The sequence below is a fragment of the Colwellia sp. MT41 genome, assembly GCF_001444365.1.
GTDB lineage: Bacteria > Pseudomonadota > Gammaproteobacteria > Enterobacterales > Alteromonadaceae > Colwellia > Colwellia marinimaniae.
The window spans coordinates 4261417-4282636 of record NZ_CP013145.1 but is presented as its reverse complement, the minus strand read 5'-3'; the positions used below and the strand labels follow the sequence as shown (position 1 = coordinate 4282636).

13 protein-coding genes are annotated in these 21220 nt (G+C 35.1%); 7 read left to right on the top strand and 6 right to left on the bottom strand.

Going from position 1 to position 21220, the window contains the following annotated elements; genetic code table 11:
* Window positions 1–54: 54 nt before the first annotated feature.
* The 3 genes from CMT41_RS18105 to CMT41_RS18095 are packed head-to-tail and all read right to left on the bottom strand — an operon-like array spanning window position 55 to window position 4010.
* Window positions 55–1338, bottom strand: coding sequence for a hypothetical protein (locus tag CMT41_RS18105; RefSeq protein ID WP_058028066.1), 1284 nt, complete (start codon window positions 1336–1338; stop codon window positions 55–57).
* A gap of 6 nt (window positions 1339–1344) precedes the next feature.
* On the bottom strand, window positions 1345–2802 hold the full coding sequence (locus CMT41_RS18100) for an oligosaccharide flippase family protein (RefSeq protein WP_058028065.1): 1458 nt from the start codon (window positions 2800–2802) through the stop codon (window positions 1345–1347).
* Between the two features lie 2 nt (window positions 2803–2804).
* On the bottom strand, window positions 2805–4010 hold the full coding sequence (locus tag CMT41_RS18095) for a glycosyltransferase (RefSeq protein ID WP_058028064.1): 1206 nt from the start codon (window positions 4008–4010) through the stop codon (window positions 2805–2807).
* A 105-nt stretch (window positions 4011–4115) separates the two neighbouring features.
* Here CMT41_RS18095 and CMT41_RS18090 point away from each other — a divergent pair, with 105 nt between their 5' ends.
* The 4 genes from CMT41_RS18090 (at window position 4116) to CMT41_RS18075 (ending at window position 10255) form a co-directional block, all read left to right on the top strand.
* Entirely contained in the window at window positions 4116–5174 is a 1059-nt protein-coding gene (locus tag CMT41_RS18090; RefSeq protein ID WP_058028063.1) for a glycosyltransferase, read from the top strand.
* 240 nt (window positions 5175–5414) lie between these two features.
* Window positions 5415–6902, top strand: coding sequence for a hypothetical protein (locus tag CMT41_RS18085; RefSeq protein ID WP_157466398.1), 1488 nt, complete (start codon window positions 5415–5417; stop codon window positions 6900–6902).
* Window positions 6892–8076 (top strand): hypothetical protein, encoded by a 1185-nt coding sequence (locus tag CMT41_RS18080; RefSeq protein WP_058028061.1) that lies wholly within the window; start codon window positions 6892–6894, stop codon window positions 8074–8076. Before CMT41_RS18085 ends, CMT41_RS18080 begins: the two co-directional genes overlap by 11 nt.
* A 739-nt stretch (window positions 8077–8815) precedes the next feature.
* Window positions 8816–10255 carry a mannose-1-phosphate guanylyltransferase/mannose-6-phosphate isomerase gene (locus CMT41_RS18075; protein ID WP_058028060.1) on the top strand — a complete coding sequence of 480 codons (1440 nt, stop codon included), beginning with the start codon at window positions 8816–8818 and terminating at the stop codon, window positions 10253–10255.
* Window positions 10256–10431: 176 nt separating this feature from the next.
* On the opposite strand, the gene CMT41_RS18070 is transcribed toward CMT41_RS18075, so the two are convergent.
* Window positions 10432–14367 (bottom strand): InlB B-repeat-containing protein, encoded by a 3936-nt coding sequence (locus CMT41_RS18070; protein WP_058028059.1) that lies wholly within the window; start codon window positions 14365–14367, stop codon window positions 10432–10434.
* A 787-nt stretch (window positions 14368–15154) separates the two neighbouring features.
* On the opposite strand from CMT41_RS18070, the gene CMT41_RS18060 reads away from it, so the two are divergent.
* Genes CMT41_RS18060 through CMT41_RS18050 form a run of 3 tightly spaced genes read left to right on the top strand, consistent with a single transcriptional unit; the run spans window position 15155 to window position 18037 of the window.
* Entirely contained in the window at window positions 15155–16120 is a 966-nt protein-coding gene (locus tag CMT41_RS18060; protein WP_058028057.1) for a glycosyltransferase family 2 protein, read from the top strand.
* The gene (locus tag CMT41_RS18055; RefSeq protein WP_058028056.1) at window positions 16113–16550 is read left to right on the top strand and encodes a GtrA family protein; all 438 of its coding nucleotides are present in this window, start codon (window positions 16113–16115) and stop codon (window positions 16548–16550) included. Before CMT41_RS18060 ends, CMT41_RS18055 begins: the two co-directional genes overlap by 8 nt.
* Before the next feature lie 2 nt (window positions 16551–16552).
* The gene (locus tag CMT41_RS18050; protein ID WP_198149766.1) at window positions 16553–18037 is read left to right on the top strand and encodes a glycosyltransferase family 39 protein; all 1485 of its coding nucleotides are present in this window, start codon (window positions 16553–16555) and stop codon (window positions 18035–18037) included.
* Window positions 18038–18043: 6 nt separating this feature from the next.
* On the opposite strand, the gene CMT41_RS18045 is transcribed toward CMT41_RS18050, so the two are convergent.
* Together CMT41_RS18045 and prlC are read right to left on the bottom strand one after the other, a co-directional pair.
* Window positions 18044–18775 carry a DNA-3-methyladenine glycosylase I gene (locus CMT41_RS18045; protein WP_058028054.1) on the bottom strand — a complete coding sequence of 244 codons (732 nt, stop codon included), beginning with the start codon at window positions 18773–18775 and terminating at the stop codon, window positions 18044–18046.
* 194 nt (window positions 18776–18969) lie between these two features.
* A complete protein-coding gene (gene prlC, locus CMT41_RS18040; protein ID WP_058028053.1) occupies window positions 18970–21021 on the bottom strand; it encodes an oligopeptidase A in 2052 nt (683 codons plus the stop codon).
* Window positions 21022–21220 lie beyond the last annotated feature (199 nt).

Genomic DNA, 21220 nt, shown 5'->3' with positions numbered 1-21220 from the left:
ACCTTGAAAACACCGCAAGTGTACTTCTGGGGATCCCCCATTTTTAAACGACTACTATTTTAGGAGCTGGTAGAGATTTTTAGCTAATTGCCTTCTTGTGTGAAGTCTTGCCCAATCTTGTCTTTCATCATCATTAATGGGTATTCTGCTGCTAGCAATGTTACTTAAAGCTTTTTTTACTGTGGTTTTATTATGCAAAGGACAAAGTATTCCAGCTTTTAAAGTTTCTACAAGGTATTGACTTTCACCTTCTACACCCAAAAGTAATATTGGTTTTTTACTAGCTAAATAATAAAATATTTTACCAGGTAAGTAATTGGATAGTTCTTTATTAGAGATTAAAATCAACGCATCAACACTTTCCAAATTCATTGCGTCTAACACTTCATTAATTGGTATTTGGGAATAAATGTTGATAGTGAGATTATGCTCATAATTCGCTATAGTCTTTTTCATACACTCTGAAATTGAACCAATTATTGATAAAATAATTTTAGTATCTTTATTAATTTCAGTTAGAACTTCTAGGAAAGCTTGAGGCACAGAGTGTTCTGCAAAATTACCAAAAAAGCATAGGTTTAGATGCTCTTTTTGAGTTTTTAATTTTAACTTAGTTTTGTTTAAATCTGAATCATCCCATCCATTGGGTATTACAATAGATTTCCCGAAAGAAACTTTACCGAAGTGCTCGCCATTCGAAATCAACTGACTGCGTGTGGTAAAAATAATTTTATTTGCATGTTTTTGAATTACTGTTTCCCATTTTGAATCTCCCGGTTCCTTTGATACAAAATCAAAAGGGCATAAGGTCCATTCGTCTCTATAATCAATAATTAAAGGGGCGTCAAAATATAATGAGGTATAATATGCGGCTATGAAATAACTAAACTCTGGGCCGCTAGCTATAATTTTTTTTGGTGGTGTCTTTTTGTATAAATATATAGCTTTGAGTGCCATTAATATTGCTTTAATAAAGGAGCCAGATGATTTTGGGAACAACTTGTAAGAGGGGGAAATATCTGAATAAACATAAGTAACGGAAGAATTTTTTGGTAATTCTTTTAACATATTTTCATTGACACTTGATGTGTTTTTTGCTGTTGCTTTGAGTGTTATTACTTTAATCTGTAAACCATCATCGGGTATATATTTCACCCATGAATGTGGCCTAAATATACCACCACCTTTTTCAGGGGGAAAATTAGAAAATAAAAGTACACAATCTCCTTTATCCAAATCATGAGAAGAAAGCAGTATAATTGTTTTAAGCTTTAGCCAAAGACAGTAAGAAATTGCCGTATCAAACAATGAAGAATAGATTATCTTAATAGTATTCATAATGTCCTAGTGTGCAATCTTGTTAATTAAATTATTAATTATGTTTTCTAAGTATATTGTCGATTTAAATTTATATGGCGTAAGCTTTATAAATGAAATAAATATTATTGAGTAAGCTATTATACCCACAAATATCAGTATGATTAAGCTAGAGATATTTTTATCGGGTAATAGTTCTATCGCTTGTAGTAGTATAATATACATACAAAACGAGGCAAATAAGCTAGGTGTAATTGACGTGCCCAATCTAAGCAGACTCAGTTTAGTTACGCTTTTGATAATTATGAGATAACCCACTAGTACTATAATTCCAAGTAAAGAGCGAATAAGTGCAAAAGTGACCAAGTCTTTATTTGAAAAATATAGTAAGGTTAAAACCAGCACAACAGAAGTAATAAGGTCGACTTTGAATATTGTTTTTGTGTGGTTTAAAGCACTAAGAGACGCTTGAAATATTATTACCAGCCCACTAAATAGACCTAAATAAACTAGCACAGATAATATTGGGCTAGCAAAGTGCCATTGCTCACCTAATATATTAATGACAACGTATTCAGACAACAAAGATAGTCCTATAGCTGCAGGAAGCATTATTGATGTAAGCAAAGAGAAATATTTCTCAATAACTGATTCTACTGTTTCGGAGCTGCTTTTTGCCTTTTGCACGCTGGTCATAATTATTTCCCCTAAAGGAGAAGCGATTTGTTCATATATTAACATTGAAAATTCTTTAGCAACCGTAAATAAGCCTAGTTCTGTTGATGTAAAAGCCTTCGCTAAAATGAAAGTATCTGCTTTTGCTCTTGCGTACCCTACAAAACCTCTAAAAAAAATCCATTTAGAATAATTCCATTGGGCTTTAATATTAATAAGGGTAAAAGAGGGTTTGTAAGGTGCAATAATAAAGCTTCCTATACTCATCGATGAAAAATACAATATAGTTCCGCCGATTAAGGCCCAGTGACTTTTTAATTGATAGGCTAATGCCAGAGTAAAGAAAAAACTGAGAAAGCGTGAAAAAAGTGTCAACTTAAAAATACCGCCATAAGAAAAATTTCGTTTCTTTAGATAGATAGCAGGGCTTTCAATGCTATTTATTAGAGGAACTAATGCTACCACTATAATAGTGGTATAGAGATCCGGTTTATCAAAAAATCCCGCAATAGATTTTGAAAATATTACAACGCCAATTGCAAGAAAAATTTTGGATAGAACATTAAGTGTCCAAGCTGTATTTAATTCTTCATTTGATATTTGTTCTAAACTGAGTAAATATTGTTTAAAACCAGTTTCAGTAAAAATGTTAAAGAAGTAAATTATTAGCATTGTTATTGCAACTAACCCAAAATCACTTGGTGTTAATAGGCGCGCTAAGATTACAGTGCTTATTAAACCTAACCCTTTAGCTAGCCAACTAGCGGAAATCATAAGTGCAGAGCTATGCAGGGCATTGTTATTTGACATAGCTATAAATCCCTTAGAAAATTGGCTAGGTTCATGTTGATTATACTGCGATCTGAGTGTGTTAAGTTTTGGTCTTTCATTTTAGGTTCATTGAGCATTTGAGTAGTAATTAGCAGAGCAATTTCCTGTGGTGATTGAACCCCTTCTTGCCTATCAAATTTAATAAGCTCTTTTGATAGGGCACTAGAACTTGGAGAAAGGGCTAATATTGGCTTCTTAGTTTTTATTATATCGTATAATTTGCTGGGTATTTGATTATTAAATATTTCTTCTTGAATTATGATCGCCAGATCACATTGATATATTTCACCTATAGATTCTATATAATCAATGGACTCCTTGAAAGTAATTAAGCTTTCCAGCCCCATTTGGTTAATTGTCTGCGTTAATGTACTCCATGGTGAACAACCTCTAAATATTAGTTCAAAACTTTGATTGGTTATCGTGCCATCACTTTTAAGAAGTTGGATTGCTTCTAATAAAGGTAAGGGATTCCTCCCTATGACGTATAAACTCCCAGAGTGCAATAAAGTAAATTTTTTATTTCTTGTTTTGGGGAGTTGTGATCTAGCTAGTGTGTGAGCATCTATTATAAAACCATTTTTGAAACAAGCTGTTTTTTTATTGTGTAATTCAGGGAAGCACTGCTTATATAACATTAAGCATTCTTCCGTTGTAGTTATTACATAGGAGGCAGACTGAATTGCTTTTTTTTCAATCCAACGATATAAGTAATGGTAAGGAACATTCTGTCCATCATACCTATATCTAAATGGATCTCTCAACTCTAAGACTAGTTTAATCTTAGTCAGTTTATGTAGGCAAATAGCTACTAATAAACTGGTATAATTAGGGTAGCTTACATAGATGATATCAGGGCGCGATTTTTTTATTAAACGCAACCCTTTTGGAATGGCAGTAAATAACCATGAAAGCCACCTGTCAGGTATTTCTACAAATTTAGGATATTTACCAAGGATTGAAAATATTTTGGTGGAATCTCTTGCTGCCGTACGATGAACTTTTGCATTACTGTTAAAATAATTAAACGAATAGTCAACACTAGATAGTGAGTTTTCTTTGACTGTGAGTACATCAACATTCCAACCATTATCAGTAAAATCCTTACATAAAAAGAAATTACGACAAGCCCCAGGCCCTAACTTAGGAGGATATTCTGTTGATATTACCAGTAAGTTTTTAAACATTAATATTCAATAAAAACAATTCATGTTATAAATGACTAGAAGAAGTCTAGGCATTATCCCACGAAGAAACAGTGTTTTCAATTTTATAAAAATGGAGTTATAGCGATGCAGCGATTATCAATTTTGTTTGCAACATCAATCATGCCAAATAGTTATAATAAAGACCTTGCGAAATCTTTAAGTAATTATCATGATGTTACTTTTGGTGTTGACAATTTTTGGTTATGCATGAGGGAGTATGACATAGTACATATTCATTGGCCTGAAGAATTAAATTATTGGAAGGAATTAAGTCAAAGAACTTTAGATAGATTGAATACTGTATTAGAGCATTGGTCAAACCATGCAAAAATAGTGGTGACCATGCATAATGAACGTCCTCATAATTCTACTAACTCATTAAATGAGCAGTTATATTCTATTGTATATTCTTTTGCAAATGCAGTAATCCATTTAGGTTCGCATAGTCTTTCTCTTTTTCATAAAAATTACCCAGATTTAACCCCTCTCCATAGGATCACTTTTCTCCAATCATATTGTCGTGAAAATAAGGATATGAATAAACAACAGGCGAGGAAGTCTTTAAATATAGATGAAAATAGAAAGGTCATGTTGGTCTTTGGTTCTATTCGAAATTTTGATGAGGAAAAGCTAATCATAGAATCTTTTAAAGCTTGTAATATTAATAATAAAACCTTATTAATTGCAAATTGGCGCGGGTTTAATAGCTCTAATAACCTTATAAGTAAAGTGTTTTTTAAACTTTATAATTTTTACATGACCAAAATTAAAAAATATGTATTACATGTAGGTGAGGTAGAGCCTAGCTCCATTGATCAATACTTGTGTGCAGCGGATATTCTTTTTATTCCTCGCCTAGTGGGATTAAATTCAGGCGTGATTTCTTTAGGTTTTTCATATGGTTTAGTTGTAGTAGGTCCTGAGATAGGTAACATGAAAGAGTTATTACAGGAAACCGGTAATCCTACGTTTAACCCTTTAGAACCTGAAATTGTAAGTAATGCCATTAATCAAGGATTTTCCTTGGCTTCAAGATGTAAGGGAGCGGAAAATCTGAAGTTCTCTAATACTTCATTGAATATTAACGAAATAACAAAGCAACATTCATCATTGTATTTGGAATTGGTAAGACGTGAGGTGTAAAATGGCTAATAAGTATTAAAAGTGTATAAGATTTTCGTGTGATGATATAACTATTTGTCTTATACCTGCTTTGCAAAAAAAATACCCTGCAGCTAATTTTACATACTTTGATACCGGGTGATAGTTATTGAAATAGAGTATATAAAATGAAGACGTTTGTAGGCTATTTGGTACAAGCACATAAATTAAATTTTCGATATAGTCGTTTTCTACAACTTTAATAATGGTGATTTTGTTTTTATGGTCAATATGTACTTATTCAGTGTGGGAGTCATTTTTCATTTTATAGCTCTTTTCATGGTGGTTCTAGGGCTTAAATTCTTTGTTTCAAGCGAAATACCTCTTCCTATTTTTGCAGAAAAAACAAAACAAAATATAAATAATAATTATCCATCAATAGCACAATTTATCAGTCCAACCCTATCTGAAATTTCATCATGGCAACAAAATATTGAATATGGTTTTAAAATTGATCCTCTCAAATGGCAAGGTGTTGGGGCAAATGCAACTAAAATTTCATCAAGACTAGTACAAAACAAAATAAGTGTTAGTTCTGTTTCACAACTAATAAATGCTTTAAAGAGTGTAAAACCAGGGCAAGTTATTGAATTACAACCTGGTATATATGAAATTAAAAAATATAAGGTTAATATTTATGAAGCGGGAATCCCTTCTTTTCCTATCCGTATTATTGCTAAAAAATTAGGAGAGGTGGTCATTAAGTTGAAAGGCGAGGGTTTTGTTGTTGATCAACCTTATTGGCAATTTGAGAATCTTTACTTAATTGGCAATTGTCACACTAACCACTCCAGTTGCGAGCATGCTTTTCATGTTGTAGGTAAAGGATCTAATGTTGTTTTTAAAAATAACATTTTTCAAGATTTTAATGCAGCGATAAAAGTTAATGGTTTAAACGGCGATTATCCTGATAATGGTAAAGTACTGGGTAATACTTTTTATAATACATCGGCCAGAGAAACAGCTAACCCTGTTACGCCAATTGATCTAATGCATGCTAATAATTGGCAAGTTTCATCGAATTTTATTTTTGACTTTATTAAAGCTGGGGGGAATAAAGTAAGTTACGGTGCATTCTTTAAAGGGGGAAGCATTAATGGTGAGTTTTCTCGCAACTTGGTTATGTGTAATGCCAACTTAAAATCTGATTCAGTTGCTATTGGTTTGTCTCTTGGCGGCGGAGGTTCACCTGATAAGTGGCACAGAGATAACAATGCTTTTGAACATGCGAATGGTATTATTCGTAATAATATCATTATGCATTGCGCTAATGATGTGGGTATTTATATCAATAAAGGAAAAAACACACTTATTAGTCATAATATTTTGTATAACACGGTTGGTATTGATGTTCGGTTTAAAGAGAGCTCAGTTGTATTCAATCAAAATATTTTGTCAGGAAGAGTATTAGGGCGTGATAATGGTGAATTCTATATGACTAATAATTTGGTGATGTCTAGAACTTGGCTAACCGCAGCAGAACCTTTAAATGAAATTTTTCAAGCCCCTACAAATGGAAATTTCATTTGGATTGATAAATTTAAAGAGTTAATAAGCTATGAAAGCAGTAATAAACATGTCGACTTTTGTGGGTATATGGTTGATGCAAATTATTTAGGGGCATTTTTTGATGAAAAATTTTGTCTCGATAAAGTAAATTTAACCAATCCTAACCGCCAATTTAAATATAGTGATGTCGATGAAAAGTAAGTTTTTTAATTATTTTGTATACAGTGGTTTGTGCTTTCACTTATTGTTAGTTACGGTGTTTCTATGGCAACCTCAGTTACTTCTTAAAATTTATTCCCTATCAATTAACTATTACTATAACAAAATTGCGGACTATGAATATTCTCATTTAGTGGCTGCTGAGAAAACAGTTGAGCAGCAAATTGATATGGTCTTTATACCTTGGCAATCAATAAAAAGCTCAAGTGTTAAAAGTAAACAAGTGGCTGTTAACGGTATCGATTTTATAAATTTGAATCAAGCGCTTGAAAATTTAAAAGATGGTGATGAACTTCAGTTTTATAGTGGTGTTTTTGATACCCCTTTTTTGATAGATAAAAATGATATTACCATCACAGGGGTGGGTCATGTTGTCTTTGAAAAATCAGCTTACAATGGAAAAGCTTTTATCGTTAATAAAGGGCGTAATTTAACGATAAAAAATATTGAATGTCGTTATATTAGTGTTGCTGATAAAAATGGAGCTTGCGTTCGACAGGAAGGTTTAGGGCTAACACTGGAGCATGTGTACTTTCATCATAGTGAAAATGGTATTTTAGAGTCTGCTAAAGAACAGGGCAATATTTATATCAGAGATAGCAGGTTTGAGTTGTTAGGCAAAAATGGCAGGGCACATGCAATATATAGTAATAAAGCCAATTTATATATTGAAAACAGTCTCTTTATTGCTTCAAAAGATGAAGGGCATACGATTAAAAATAGGGGGGCTGAAACTTATATTACTCATAGCTTAATAACCTCTATGTCATCTAATGATAGCCGCTTGTTAGATATTTCTAATGGTGGTGTGCTCAACATTAACTACTCACTTTTACATCAGGGCCCGTTATCTGCGAATGGTCAAGCAATTTCTTTCGGTTTAGAGGGAATAAAACACGATGTAAATTCTATAAGGTTACAAGATAATATTATTTTGCTAGAAAGAATTAAACAGAACGTATTACTCGCTACAGGGGAGCATAATATTGATAGTGTTATTGCTGGTAATATTATTATTAATAAAGACGCTGTGGATGAATTTCAAGGTAATTTTTATTTTGAAAATAGAGATGGGGCTGGTTTTCCTAAGTACCCTTACTTTCCTAAGGTACTTTGTCAGTTGATTACCCCTTGCCCTTTGCTTTCAGCTGATTGATTGTTTAGAGCACGAAATTAGCTCCCTGTGGCAGGATTGTTGTCACCCTTTAGTTTTTTATAAACAAGGGGCTGTTATTGAGTAAGAAGTGCCTAGATATTCAGCTGAACGAAAACAGGAAATTTCAAGTAAAGCATTACTTTCACAAAGTAGATCGGTGAGAGAAGTTTCATTTGAAGATGCGTCAATTATCAAATGTTGTATTATTGGCTCAAACAGGTAAGAAAATCGAGTCAGGCTTTGCTAGGAAAATAATCTCAAATGTCTAATTTATCAGATGCAGCTAAGTTTGATAGCTTAGATATTGCAAGAAAATGGTTCGATACTTTTGTTAATTGGTACAACGGTGAACATAAAATTTGTCACACTATCCGATCAGGATTAATGTATAGATGGAGAGATATTAGCGAGTCGTAGAGATGTGTTGGCAGCAGCAAAAATGTGGAAACCGTTACGATGGTCGGGGGACGTGCAGAACTGTGATGCAATAGGCCCGATCACCTTAAACTCAGAGCAACGAAAAGTAGCATAAATTTACACTAAGTTGTGACAACAGTCTTTAAAAACGCAGGTAGAGTACTTGTAGGTCACTGTCATGATCTTTGTGGCTGTTATAGTAACGATATTTACACCAATTTCCTATATTTCACTTTATAGTTAAATCTATAGTTCCAATACACCTTTCCATGAATTATCATATCTCTATTCGGCAATCTTTAACTCAACAAATGGAATGTAAATGAGCAAGCTTGAAATCTCTCCTGTAATCATGTGTGGTGGTAGTGGTACACGTCTTTGGCCTCTATCTAGGGCTCAGTTTCCTAAACAATTTCTTCCTTTGGTAGATGATAGCAGTATGTTGCAAAATACTCTGTCTCGATTGCCTGAGCAATATCATACACCGGTATTTATTTGTAATGAAGATCACCGTTTTTTAGTTGCTGAACAGGTTAAGCAACTTAACTTAATGCAATCTACGATATTACTTGAACCTGAAGGACGAAATACTGCTCCTGCAGTTGCCCTTGCAGCATTACATGCCATCAAAAATAATGGTGATGCGCTACTTTTAGTATTAGCTGCTGATCATGTCATAAAAGATGTTGATAAGTTCCATAAAGCCATTGAGGTTGCTATAACAGCTGCGCAGCAAGGAAAACTTGTTACTTTTGGTGTCGTTCCTACACACGCTGAAACCGGGTATGGTTATATAAAACAAGGCTCGAAATTATCTACAAAAAAAAGCAAGGGCCTAGATGATTGTTTTTATCAAGTTGACCAGTTCGTTGAAAAACCTGATACCGATACCGCGCAACGCTATTTAGATTCAGGTGATTATTTGTGGAATAGCGGTATGTTTTTATTTAAAGCATCTCGCTATTTAGAAGAGCTAGCTAAGCATCGTGGTGATATATTAGATAATTGCCAACAAGCAATGGCATACGTTGAACATGATCTAGACTTTTTAAGGCCAAATAAAGCCGCCTTTTTAGCCTGTGCTAGTGAGTCTATCGATTACGCTGTGATGGAAAAAACAGACGATGCTGTTGTTGTTCCCTTAGACGCAGGTTGGAGCGATGTCGGTTCATATTCAGCATTGTGGGAAGTTTGTCCTCAAGATGACAATAATAATGTTTTAAAAGGCGATATTATCGCTTTGAAAACGACTAATAGTTATATCCATAGTCAAAAAAAATTAATTGCGACAATTGGCGTTGATAATTTAGTGATTATTGATACGCCTGATGCGATATTAGTTGCCAATAAAGATCAAGTGCAAGAAGTGAAACAAATAGTTGCACAGCTAAAAGCAGATAAACGTAGTGAAGCGGTATTACATCGTGAGGTTTATCGCCCTTGGGGCAAGTACGATAGTGTTGATATGGGTGATCGCTTTCAAGTAAAACGAATTACCGTAAAACCTGGGGCTAAGTTATCTGTGCAAATGCACCATCATCGAGCAGAACATTGGATCATCGTTTCGGGCACTGCAAAAGTTACCATAGATGAAAAAACAATGTTATTAACAGAGAATCAGTCGGCTTATATTCCAGTCGGTGCAGTGCATGCTTTAGAGAATCCGGGAATACTGCCTTTAGAAATGATTGAAGTACAATCTGGTAGCTATTTAGGTGAAGATGACATTGTTCGTTTTGAAGACAAATATGGTCGCGCTTAACGAATAAAACTAGGCTAAGGCTGCTTATTATTGATAAACATATAAATCCTTATATGTTTATTATATTTTATATCTCGTCTTAGTTATTTTATTATGTAATAGACGTTGGAATAATAACGGATACTTTGCAAACACTGAATTTTTAGTATTAGTATCTGTAAAATATTATCAACACCTTATTCAATATTTTGTTTATAGTACCTATACATAGGGGCTTCAAATTGCCCCACCCAAGAATCCCATTTCCCGTAGGGCTTAGTATTATTTATGCCAACCTCGACAAATTCTATTGCGTGATCAGTGTATTGTTGCTCCTTAGTCTTTAAGCCAAACCAAATAACTGAATCAACCAAGCTTAGCGATGCTGGAGCAGTGCTTGGGGAAACAATATAGTCAGTTGTAGATTTATAATAACTAAATTGACCGTATTTATAATTCCATTGTATGTAATTTCTGATGGTCTCTATCGTACTCGGGTTTTCAGGGAATTCATTGTATATACCAATAAACTCTCTTAATAAGTACCCCATCTGATAAGCTGCAATTTTACCGTAGTCAGGTTTAATAAAATGTGGTTGCTCTATATGTTTATTATGCACATCAGAAATATAGTTCTCAATAAGCGGTTTTAAAGTTTGATTATCGGTATATCTATAGGCTGCAAGAGCAACTGCCAATGCTTCACCTTCTGCTCTGTGACTTCTATCTGGCCATGGGTCCTTTTCTGATAAATATATCTTTTTAAATTCAGCCATGAACTCATACCAATCTTTTATCCACTTATTTCCAGACATTAAATAGGCGTGTTCAACATGATAGAACCATGCATGTTGGTCATCTCTTGGGTTTGCCGTTCTGTACGTTCCGGTTAAATAATCACGAGTACTTGTAGGTACAGAGTGTCCTAAAAATCTTCGCCAAGTGTTTCCTCCATAGGGGTTTGTGGAGGGGGTGAGTATATTGAAGTGTAACTCGTCTTTATATCCAGACAACCATTGTGGTCGAATATTCAATTCCGCTTGAGCAAAATCTTGAGCATTATAGAAATCTACGGGACTACCGCTAACGAAAAAATGTTGTCTAGTATATGGCACACCACCAGTCATGTTTGTTTGTAACTTTCTATGTGTGTCTAACCCGAAGTTATCCATACCAAACCTATAACCGCCATAGCTTTCTGTATCGTAATATTCTCCATTATAAGTTGGAACTCTTGACCCAATTATAGGAAGTGCTGATTTTGGAAAGATCCCACCATAATCTACGGTAACTTTGGTTTTTGCATAATATGCCTGAGGAATCACGGCAACTGGTGGGTATTGAAATGTTTTTGCAATTTTTTGTAAGTAATCGACATTATTTTGACCAGAAAAATCAAATAATATTTCTTTATAAGTCTGCTTCATATCATCTAACCAATAAATTTCTGGGTCAACGAAACCTAACCAATAATCGGGGTCATAGAAACGCCTACTAAGAAACTGCTTTGACCAATCAGGCCAAAGCTCAATATTTATATTCCCCTCAGTGTGAGTGGATAAACCATTAGGGAATGTTTGCCAAAAATTTCGTAATATAACATTCAAATTATCGGAATGAATAATGCCCAATGGTAAGTTTTCTATATCTGCTAATGGCATCACATCAGCTTTTATTGATTGGTTAGTGCTAACTTGGGCATTATCAATACGTAAAATGTGACTTTGAAAATAAAGAGGGGCAGATAATGCGGTATTAATAGCAGAATTTTGTAATTGAAAATCCACCTTCACTTTATCTGTATTGGCATACATATAAAGTCTTATCGCCCAGCCATGTTTTATATCGGTTGGACTAACATAATTCGTTAATGAAGATATTTTAACTATAGTGCGGAGGTAGCCAATTTCTTCTAATTCAATTTTTATATTATCGTGGTCAAATGAGTAATCACTATCACCATTTTCTTTTATAAAAAGTGATTTTAATTGCCCTGCGGGTGTTGTGATTGTTAAAGGACTTTTGGTGATTTTTATATCAACAAGGCCGTTATCAAGCAGAATTTCTGTATCAGTTTCAGTAGTACAAACACTATAGTTAGGTTTGATGTTGCCATTGCCTGAATATAAGTTAAATGTTTGGATGCCAGTGTCAGCTTGCCCAACAGTATAGGCTTCAATATCTACATTAAAGTGTGCTTGAATATGACGAAGCGAACGATCTTTTGCCCACCAGCGATTGATAACATTAAACTGTGCAGGAATAACTTCACCGGCACTATTTTTGATGTGGAAATCACCAGGGTGGAAGAATAGGCCTTGTTCTACTGGAAAGACCATAGATACAGGGTAATTGGTGGCACCTTTTCCTGATGATTCTTTGACAATAAAGTCAGTTAAGAGAGTTTCATATTTTGAACCATCATTGGCTGGGTTATGATAAGCAAATTCTGCATCAGCATCAAAGCTGTTTGCTGGCAAAGAAGCTTGGGCTATACAGCTGTGTGATGTTGGTTTAAATATAGCTTTCACTGTTTGATTTGAGGACATATTTACTAAGCAGTTTGCATCACCAGCACAATCACCACTCCAGCCATAAAATACATAACCCGCTTCAGCAGTAGCAGTAAGCGTTATTAGCTCTTGTAAAGTGAATGTTAATTCACAACCGATTTCGCAATCGCTTAAATTATCAGAAAGAGTTATTGAGCCGCCAGTATCGACTATCACTTTTAAAGTCGTTTCAGTAGGGATTTCTATAAATGTTGCTGTTATTGAACGGGCTGCCGACATTGTTACTTGGCAAGTAGTATCACCTGTACAGTCACCACTCCATCCTGTGAACGTATAGCCAGCCTCAGGTGTAGCTGTAGCCGTCAGAGTTTCACTCTCTAGTATATTAAAACTACAGTCAGTTTCTGCTGCACAAGTGAGAGAGCCATCTTTTAATGAGATTGAGCCACCAATACTAATTGATGTCGTTAGAGAATAAAGAGGTATTTCAGTAAATGTTGTTGTTATCGAGTGTGCTGCTGTCATTGTCACTTGGCAAGTAGTATCACCTGTACAGTCACCACTCCATCCTGTGAAGGTATAGCCAGTCTCAGGTGTAGCGGTAAGGGTTAATAGCTCTTTATTGGCAAAACTTAATTGGCAATCTGCAAAGCATTCGCCTAAATTATCCGCTAAAACAATTGACCCACCTGCTGATATTGTCAAAGAGAGCAATTCACCTGTGGAAATTTTAATAAAATTTGCTGTTAAACTATGCTTCGCTGACATTGTTAATTCACAGGATGAGCTTCCGGTACAGTCTCCGTTCCAGCCAGTAAAAATAAAACCTGCAGCAGGCAGAGGCTTAATTACCACGGCTTCATTTTCTACTATGTTAAAACTACAGTCAGTTTCTGCTGCACAAGTGAGAGAGCCATCTTTTAATGAGATTGAGCCACCAATACTAATTGATGTCGTTAGAGAATAAAGAGGTATTTCAGTAAATGTTGTTGTTATCGAGTGTGCTGCTGTCATTGTCACTTGGCAAGTAGTATCACCTGTACAGTCACCACTCCATCCTGTGAAGGTATAGCCAGTCTCAGGTGTAGCGGTAAGGGTTAATAGCTCTTTATTGGCAAAACTTAATTGGCAATCTGCAAAGCATTCGCCTAACTTATCAGCCAATGTAATTGAGCCACCGCTAGTTATTTGTAGGGATAATGCAAAAGTAGATGGCGCTGCAGCAAATGAAGCGGTAACACTATGTGCGGATGACATTGTTACCTGACATGCGGTACTGCCCGTACAATCACCACCCCATTCAACAAAAACAACACCAGCCTTAGGCGTTGCTATTAGTTCTACCACTGTGTCAGCGGCAATATTTGAGGTACATGTTGTTTTACAGACTAAATTACTTGGCTGAATATTAATAACGCCCAAGTCTTGCTCTGCTTGAATGAATTTAATTTCTAGATCATAGAAGTTAGGTAATAAATTAGTTACAGGTGTTTCTTCATCCGGTGAACAACTGATAAGTAAAAAAGAAAGACTGATAAATACAATGGTTCTTAACATTGAGGTGATATCCATATTCATATTAAAAATACCGCATACTTTATTTAATAATTTATTTATCATAGACCGAGTTTTAAGGCTTCGCTAGTCATTTACAGAGCATTTTTATTATTGGCAGTAAATTTGTTTGTTCTTTAATCATATTGAGTCAAATTCATTCAGAGATGGCGATTTTATTGGTTTTTATAATACCTTTAGAGTGATTTTGTATCAAGCTGCACATAATTATCACCACAAGAAAAAGCAATCAAGCGGCTCAGTTGCGTTAAGCTATAGCCGCTTTCACTTTGTAAACTACCATCAACAATTTATTGTGCTCTTAAGTAAGCTTCAACATTGCTGCTTAAAATAAAAGTATCTGCGAAGCGTAGGACTGGTATTACGGCCTAAGCGTTGAACTTGCTTTTTTAAGTATGCCCATAGGCCCATCTTGAATAAATTGAGCAAAACTTTTATCGCCATTTTTCTGTTCAAATTGGACTTGCCATATTTCACTAGACAGTTTGTAATTCAGAAAAATACGCTTCCTTAAACATTAGCAGTTGTAACACCACCTGTATGCGAGTGAAGCTTTTTAGGATTGTAAAACATTTCTATAAAATTAAATATCTCTGCTTTCTAATCATTACGTGTTGAGTATACTTTCCTTTTTATCATCCTCCTTTTAATCGTGGCAAAAAAACTTTCAACAACCGCATTATCGGTTATCGTGACAGTTATCTCGTTGACTAATTATGGCACTAAGTTATGTTCTCTCATAAACGCTAAGTAATCAGCTACACTTATTAAGTTAATTATTCCCTTACCTTTTTCCCTCCTTATTGGATTGTAAATAAAATGGAGTAGTCTTATGTCTCATAAAGTTGCAGTAATAATACCTTGCTATAAAGTAAGAACTTTTGTGCTAGATGTTATAAAAAAAATAGGACCAGATGTTGATTTTATTGTTGTGGTTGATGATAAATGTCCTGATAATTCAGGTGAATTTATTGTAAAGGAGTGTTCAGACCAACGTTTAACAGTCGTATTCCATGAAATAAATAAAGGTGTTGGCGGGGCTGTTATGTCTGGTTATAACACTGCTCTGAAGTTGGGCGCTACAATTCTGGTGAAGATTGATGGGGATGGTCAAATGGATCCGTCTATTATGTCATCTATCATTGCTCCTATAGTCTCTGGCCAAGCAGATTACACAAAAGGCAATAGATTCCATTCTTTTTATAGTGTGAGTAAAATGCCAAAACTTCTCATTTTTGGTAATGCAAGTCTATCATTTTTAACCAAATTTTCTAGTGGTTACTGGAGCGTTTTTGATCCGACTAATGGTTACATCGCTATTCATAAAGCAGCTTTAATAAAGCTTGAATTAAAAAACATTAGTGAACGTTATTTTTTTGAAAGTGACATGTTAATTAAATTAGGTGATGTTAGGGCGTTAGTGGTTGATGTTCCTATGGAAGCGGTATATGGGGAAGAAGAAAGTAACCTTAAAATATCAAATATATTTTTCCAATTTTTTATTGGAAATATTAAAGCTACTTTACGTCGAATAATTTATTCATATTATATGAGGGATTTTAATATTGCTTCGGTAGAGTTGTTTTTTGGAATAGTATTTACATTATTTGGATTAATATATGGCTCAATTGAGTGGTCACTTTCCATTATAAATGATGAGGTTGCTAGTACGGGAACAGTTATGATAGCTACTTTACCTATTATTCTCGGATTTCAAATGTTACTTGCCTTTTTAAATTATGATGTTGGTAATGAGCCTAAAATACCACTACAGAAGCTTACGGTAAAAGATGAATAATATTTTTACGTTATTTTTTCAATCTGTATTAGGGAAAAGTCAAAATAAGATTGCACACTTAATTAGATATTTAATTTCAGGGGGGGGCGTTTTTATACTTGATTTCAGTGTATTCCTTTTACTTTTTGAATGGTTTGAGTTTTCTGCTGCAATGGCGAATATTATTTCGAAAGGTATTGGGGCATCAACAGGGTACGTATTGCATAGCTACTATACATTTAGTTGGAAAAAAAATAAAAATACAAAAAGAGCTGCATTTGACTATGCATTATTAACATTAACTAATGTGATAATATCTACATTATTGTTGTTTTTATTGATAGATATACAGCATTGGTCACCAGTAACATGGAAAATACTAGTCGATATTTTTGTAATATTAGTAGCTTTTTTTGTTGCAAGATATTTTATTTTTAGAAAGGAATTATGATAGTGCCCAGTTTTTACAAAGTTATTTTAATTAGTTTTATGGTTTTTTTAGGGCTAGTTATGATCAGTTGGGTAGGCTACCTTGGCTCTGATGATGTAACTTATGCAAACGGCGCTTACGGTTGGATAAATGAATTTCCTTTTGTCGGAGGACACGGGACTATTAGATACACCATAACTATTCCAATGGCGTTAACTTTTATATTTTTGGGTGAAAATGAGCTGTGCTTGGCATTACCGACAATTTTATATTGTTTAGGGCTATTGGGTATTATCGCATACCTAATCAATAAAGAGTTTTCAGTGGGCTATATGGCAGCAGTACTATTGTTCTTTGTTACCTCTCCTATGTTAGTTATATGGTCTTCAATTGCATCTATAGATATTGTAGAAGCCTTTTTTGTTTTTTCTGCTGTTGTCGTATTTTATTTTTCAATAAAAGGCACTGTCTCAAGTAAAGGTCTATTTATTACGGGTGCTCTATGTGGGGTTGGCTTTGTTACTCGTGAAACTGCTATATTTATCGCGCCATTTTTCGTATTACTTTTTGTTTTTGGTTATAAAATACCAAGAAAATATTATTTATTAATTGCAGTAGGCTTTTTTTCAGTGTGGGCCATAGAGCTATTATACTTAACAGTTATGACTGGTGACCCCTTATATCGAGTTAATATATCTTTAAATCATGATAGTGCAATAGATCGAAGTATTGATAAGGCTGGAAATGTGCTACTTCACCCTTTTATTGACCCTTTATTTGTTTTACTGTTAAATCAAGAATTCGGTATTCTGTTTTGGTTTGCTATTCCATTAGGTGTGTGGCTCTATAAAACTTCGGATAGTTTACATGATAAAAACTTTTTCTTAGTCTTCGGGATTTTCGCTATTGTTTGGTTTGTCTGTGCTTCTTTAGCTACCACTCTACTGCCTTTAAATCCTAGATATTTCATGGTTTCAAGTCTTGTTGCCATTATGTTTTTAGGTATAGGTTTACTAAAAATTTATAACCTTGGTTACTATAAAAAATCGGTATTAGGTATCATGTTAGCTGTAGTTTCTATTAATTTACTTAGCTTATATATTGAGAATAAATCCCTGCTTTTTGGCGAGAAAGCGATGATGACTTTCGTTAAAAATAATCTGAATGAAACCATTTATACAGATCCTATGACTAAATATAGAGCACGATTATTACTTAAATGGCAAGGACTAGATGAGTTTGTTAAGGTTGATGAACAACCATTAAATGGTATTTATATATATAATCCCGCTAGAGCACTACATGTAAATTGGTTAATGGCTAAAGAAAAGAAAGTTTATTTTCAGCCAAAAAATTCTTGGGTATTAATTAAAAAAATGTCACCTGAGCCAAGATTACTTGGTCAGATAATATTAAAATTAGGCTTAAAGTATATAATTCCTTTAAGCCTTTGGGATAATATATACATTCAACATGAAGGTATTGAAATTTACAGAATTAAAGGTTAATCGACTTTATATATCAATCTGCACATAATTATCACCACAAGAAAAAGCAATCAAGCGGCTCAGTTGCGTTAAGCTATAGCCGCTTTCACTTTGTAATTTATTAAAGTGTGCTTGTATAGCGGTTAAGCTTTTTTTACTTTGTAAACCACCATCAATAATTTCTTGGGCTCTTAAATAAGCTTCAACATCGCTGCTTAAAATAAAAGTATCTTTACCTAATAAGCGCAAGGCATAAGGACCGGTATTACCGCCTAAGCGTTGACCGTGTTTTTTCAGATAAGCCCATAAACCAATAATGTCGGTACTTGGCCAGTCGTTGATAAACTGAGCAAAACTGGTATTTGTATCAATGTGGTGATCGAACATCATTTGTGCATTGGCTTGAATGGTTTTAACTTTATTAAAGTTACGAATTATTTTAGGATCAGCCGCTTTTCGTTCCCACATTTCTTCTGGCATCATCATTATTTTTTCTAGGTTGAAATTGAAAAAATGCTCTTCAAAGTCGGGCCATTTTTTTTCGACCACCCGCCAGACAAAACCTGATTTGAAAATTTGTTTGGTAAAAGCGGCAAGGATACGGTCATCGCTTAACTCGGCGATACTTTGTTGTGCTGCGGTATCATCGAGCAACTTCTTACCAAGGATTTTTTTCCCTAATAAGGTCTTAAGTGCCGGAACACCACCTTTTCGTTCGGCAGCGCGTTTAAATAATGATTTAAATGATTCGTGAGTCATAGTTTCTTAATTAAAATGAGTAGTTTTCTGCCATTGCAAAGATAAGTAAGCGCGAACAAGTTCCCGCCTACGAGTGAATGTCGTAGGCGGGATTTTAATCGCGCATGGTTTGGATTTCAATCATGCATGGGTCTCCAACAAAACACTTCGGAGATGACGAATTTTATGCCACAAATACTGGCTCTAGGTCTTTATTACGCTTCAATACCACAATGACGTAACAAGGCATCAATCTCAGGTGCTCGACCGCGGAACTTTTGGAATAATGCACTAGGCTCTTCACTGCCACCTTTCTCGAGGATATTCGTTAAGAATGACTGGCCGGTTTGCTCATTGAAGATACCTTGCTCTTCAAATAAGCTAAAGGCATCTGCCGATAATACTTCTGCCCACTTGTAGCTGTAATAGCCGGCGGAATAACCACCACCAAAGATATGGCTAAAGCCATGTTGGAAACGATTAAATTCAGGTGCTTGTACTACCGAATATTGGCTTCTAACACTGTTGAGGGTTTGTTGAATGTGTTGTTCATTGTTCGGTGCTTTGGCGTCATAACTTTCATGCATAGTAAAATCGAAGATACTAAACTCGAGTTGACGTAACATTTGCATCGCCGATTGGAAATTTTTGGCGGCTAACATTTTATCTAACATTTCCTGAGGTAATGGCTCGCCACTTTCATAATGGCCAGAAATAAAGGCTAGTGCTTCGGGTTGCCAGCACCAGTTTTCTAAAAATTGGCTCGGCAACTCAACCGCATCCCAAGGCACACCATTAATACCGGCAACACTGCTGGCATTTATTTGGCTTAACATATGGTGAAGACCGTGACCAAACTCGTGGAATAGGGTAACTACTTCATCATGAGTAAATAACGCCGGCTTATCACCGACAGGACCATTAAAGTTACAGGTTAAATAGGCAACCGGATATTGAATCGAACCATCAGCTTTCTGGCTGCGACCAACACAGTCATCCATCCAAGCGCCACCGCGTTTTTTCTCGCGCGCATACAGATCTAAATAAAAGCTACCACGTTTTTCTCCGGCTTTATCAAATACATCATAGAAGTTAACATCGTCATGCCAGACATCAACACCCGCTCGGTGTTTGATCGTTAGGCCAAATAATTTATGCACTACGGCAAATAAACCCGAGACAACTTTATCTTTCGGGAAGTATGGCCGTAATTGCTCGTCTGAAATGGCATAGCGACTTTGTTTTAATTTCTCGCTGTAATAAGCCAAATCCCAAGCCTGTAAGTTATCTTGCTTAAATTCACTGGCAGCAAAGTCGCTTAGTTCTTTAAAATCTTGCTTACCTTGCTGTTGTGATTTAAGGGCTAAGTTCTCCAGGAAGGCCATCACTTCACTGGTAGAGTTTGCCATTTTGGTTGCCAATGAGTGTTGGGCATAGTTGTCAAAATCGAGCAAAGTCGCTAGCTCATGTCTCAAGCTTAGTAATTCATTCATAATGCTGCTGTTATCAAACTCACCGGCGTTAGGACCTTGATCTGAGGCACGGGTAACAAAGGCAGTATAAAGCTGTTCACGTAAGTCAGTATTATCACAATACATCATCACTGGTAGGTAGCTTGGAATATCTAGGGTGAAACTGTAACCGGTTTTATCTTTACTTTTAGCTAACTCTTGCGCTGCTGCTAAGGCGCTTTCAGGTAAGCCGGTTAGCTGCGCTTTATTTTCAATGGTTATGCTAAAAGCCTGGGTGGCGTCGAGTACGTTATTGCTAAAACTTGAACTGAGTTCAGATAAACGCGTCTTTATTTCACCATAACGTTTTTTATCTTTATCATTTAGCGCTATGCCCGATAATTTAAAGTCGCGCAGAGCATTAGTGATTACTTTTTGTTGTGCGGTATCTAGCTGTTTAAAATGCTGACTGTTTTTAACGCTAAGGTAGGCTTGATATAAACCTTCATGTTGACCAACAAAAGTACCATATGCAGATAAAAGTGGTAGACAAGACTCATAAGCTGCACGCAATTCATCACTACTCACCACTGAGTTCATATGGGAAACCGGTGACCATAACTTAGCTAACACATCGTCTACCTCATCAATGGGCAACACTAGGTTTTGCCAGGTAAATAGCTCATTGTCAGCGAGAACCTGCTCGATAACTTTTTTACAATCGTTAATGGCTTGTTCTACAGCAGGTTTTACGTGCTCAGGTTTTATTTTTGCAAAGGCAGGCAGTTCGCTAGATACTAATAATGGATTGGTCATGATACTTAAAAATTAGTTTATGTTATTAGTGATGTAAGACTGAGGGAGGCTTTATTCAAGGCAATTGCAGCAATAGTTATAAAATATTTATTACTCGATTACCTCTTGTTATCATTTTATTTTATTGAGTAAGTTAACTTGTTGTTAACAGCCGCTTTTTAGTTAACTTTTCATTTGCACAAAAACACAAAGACGTTAT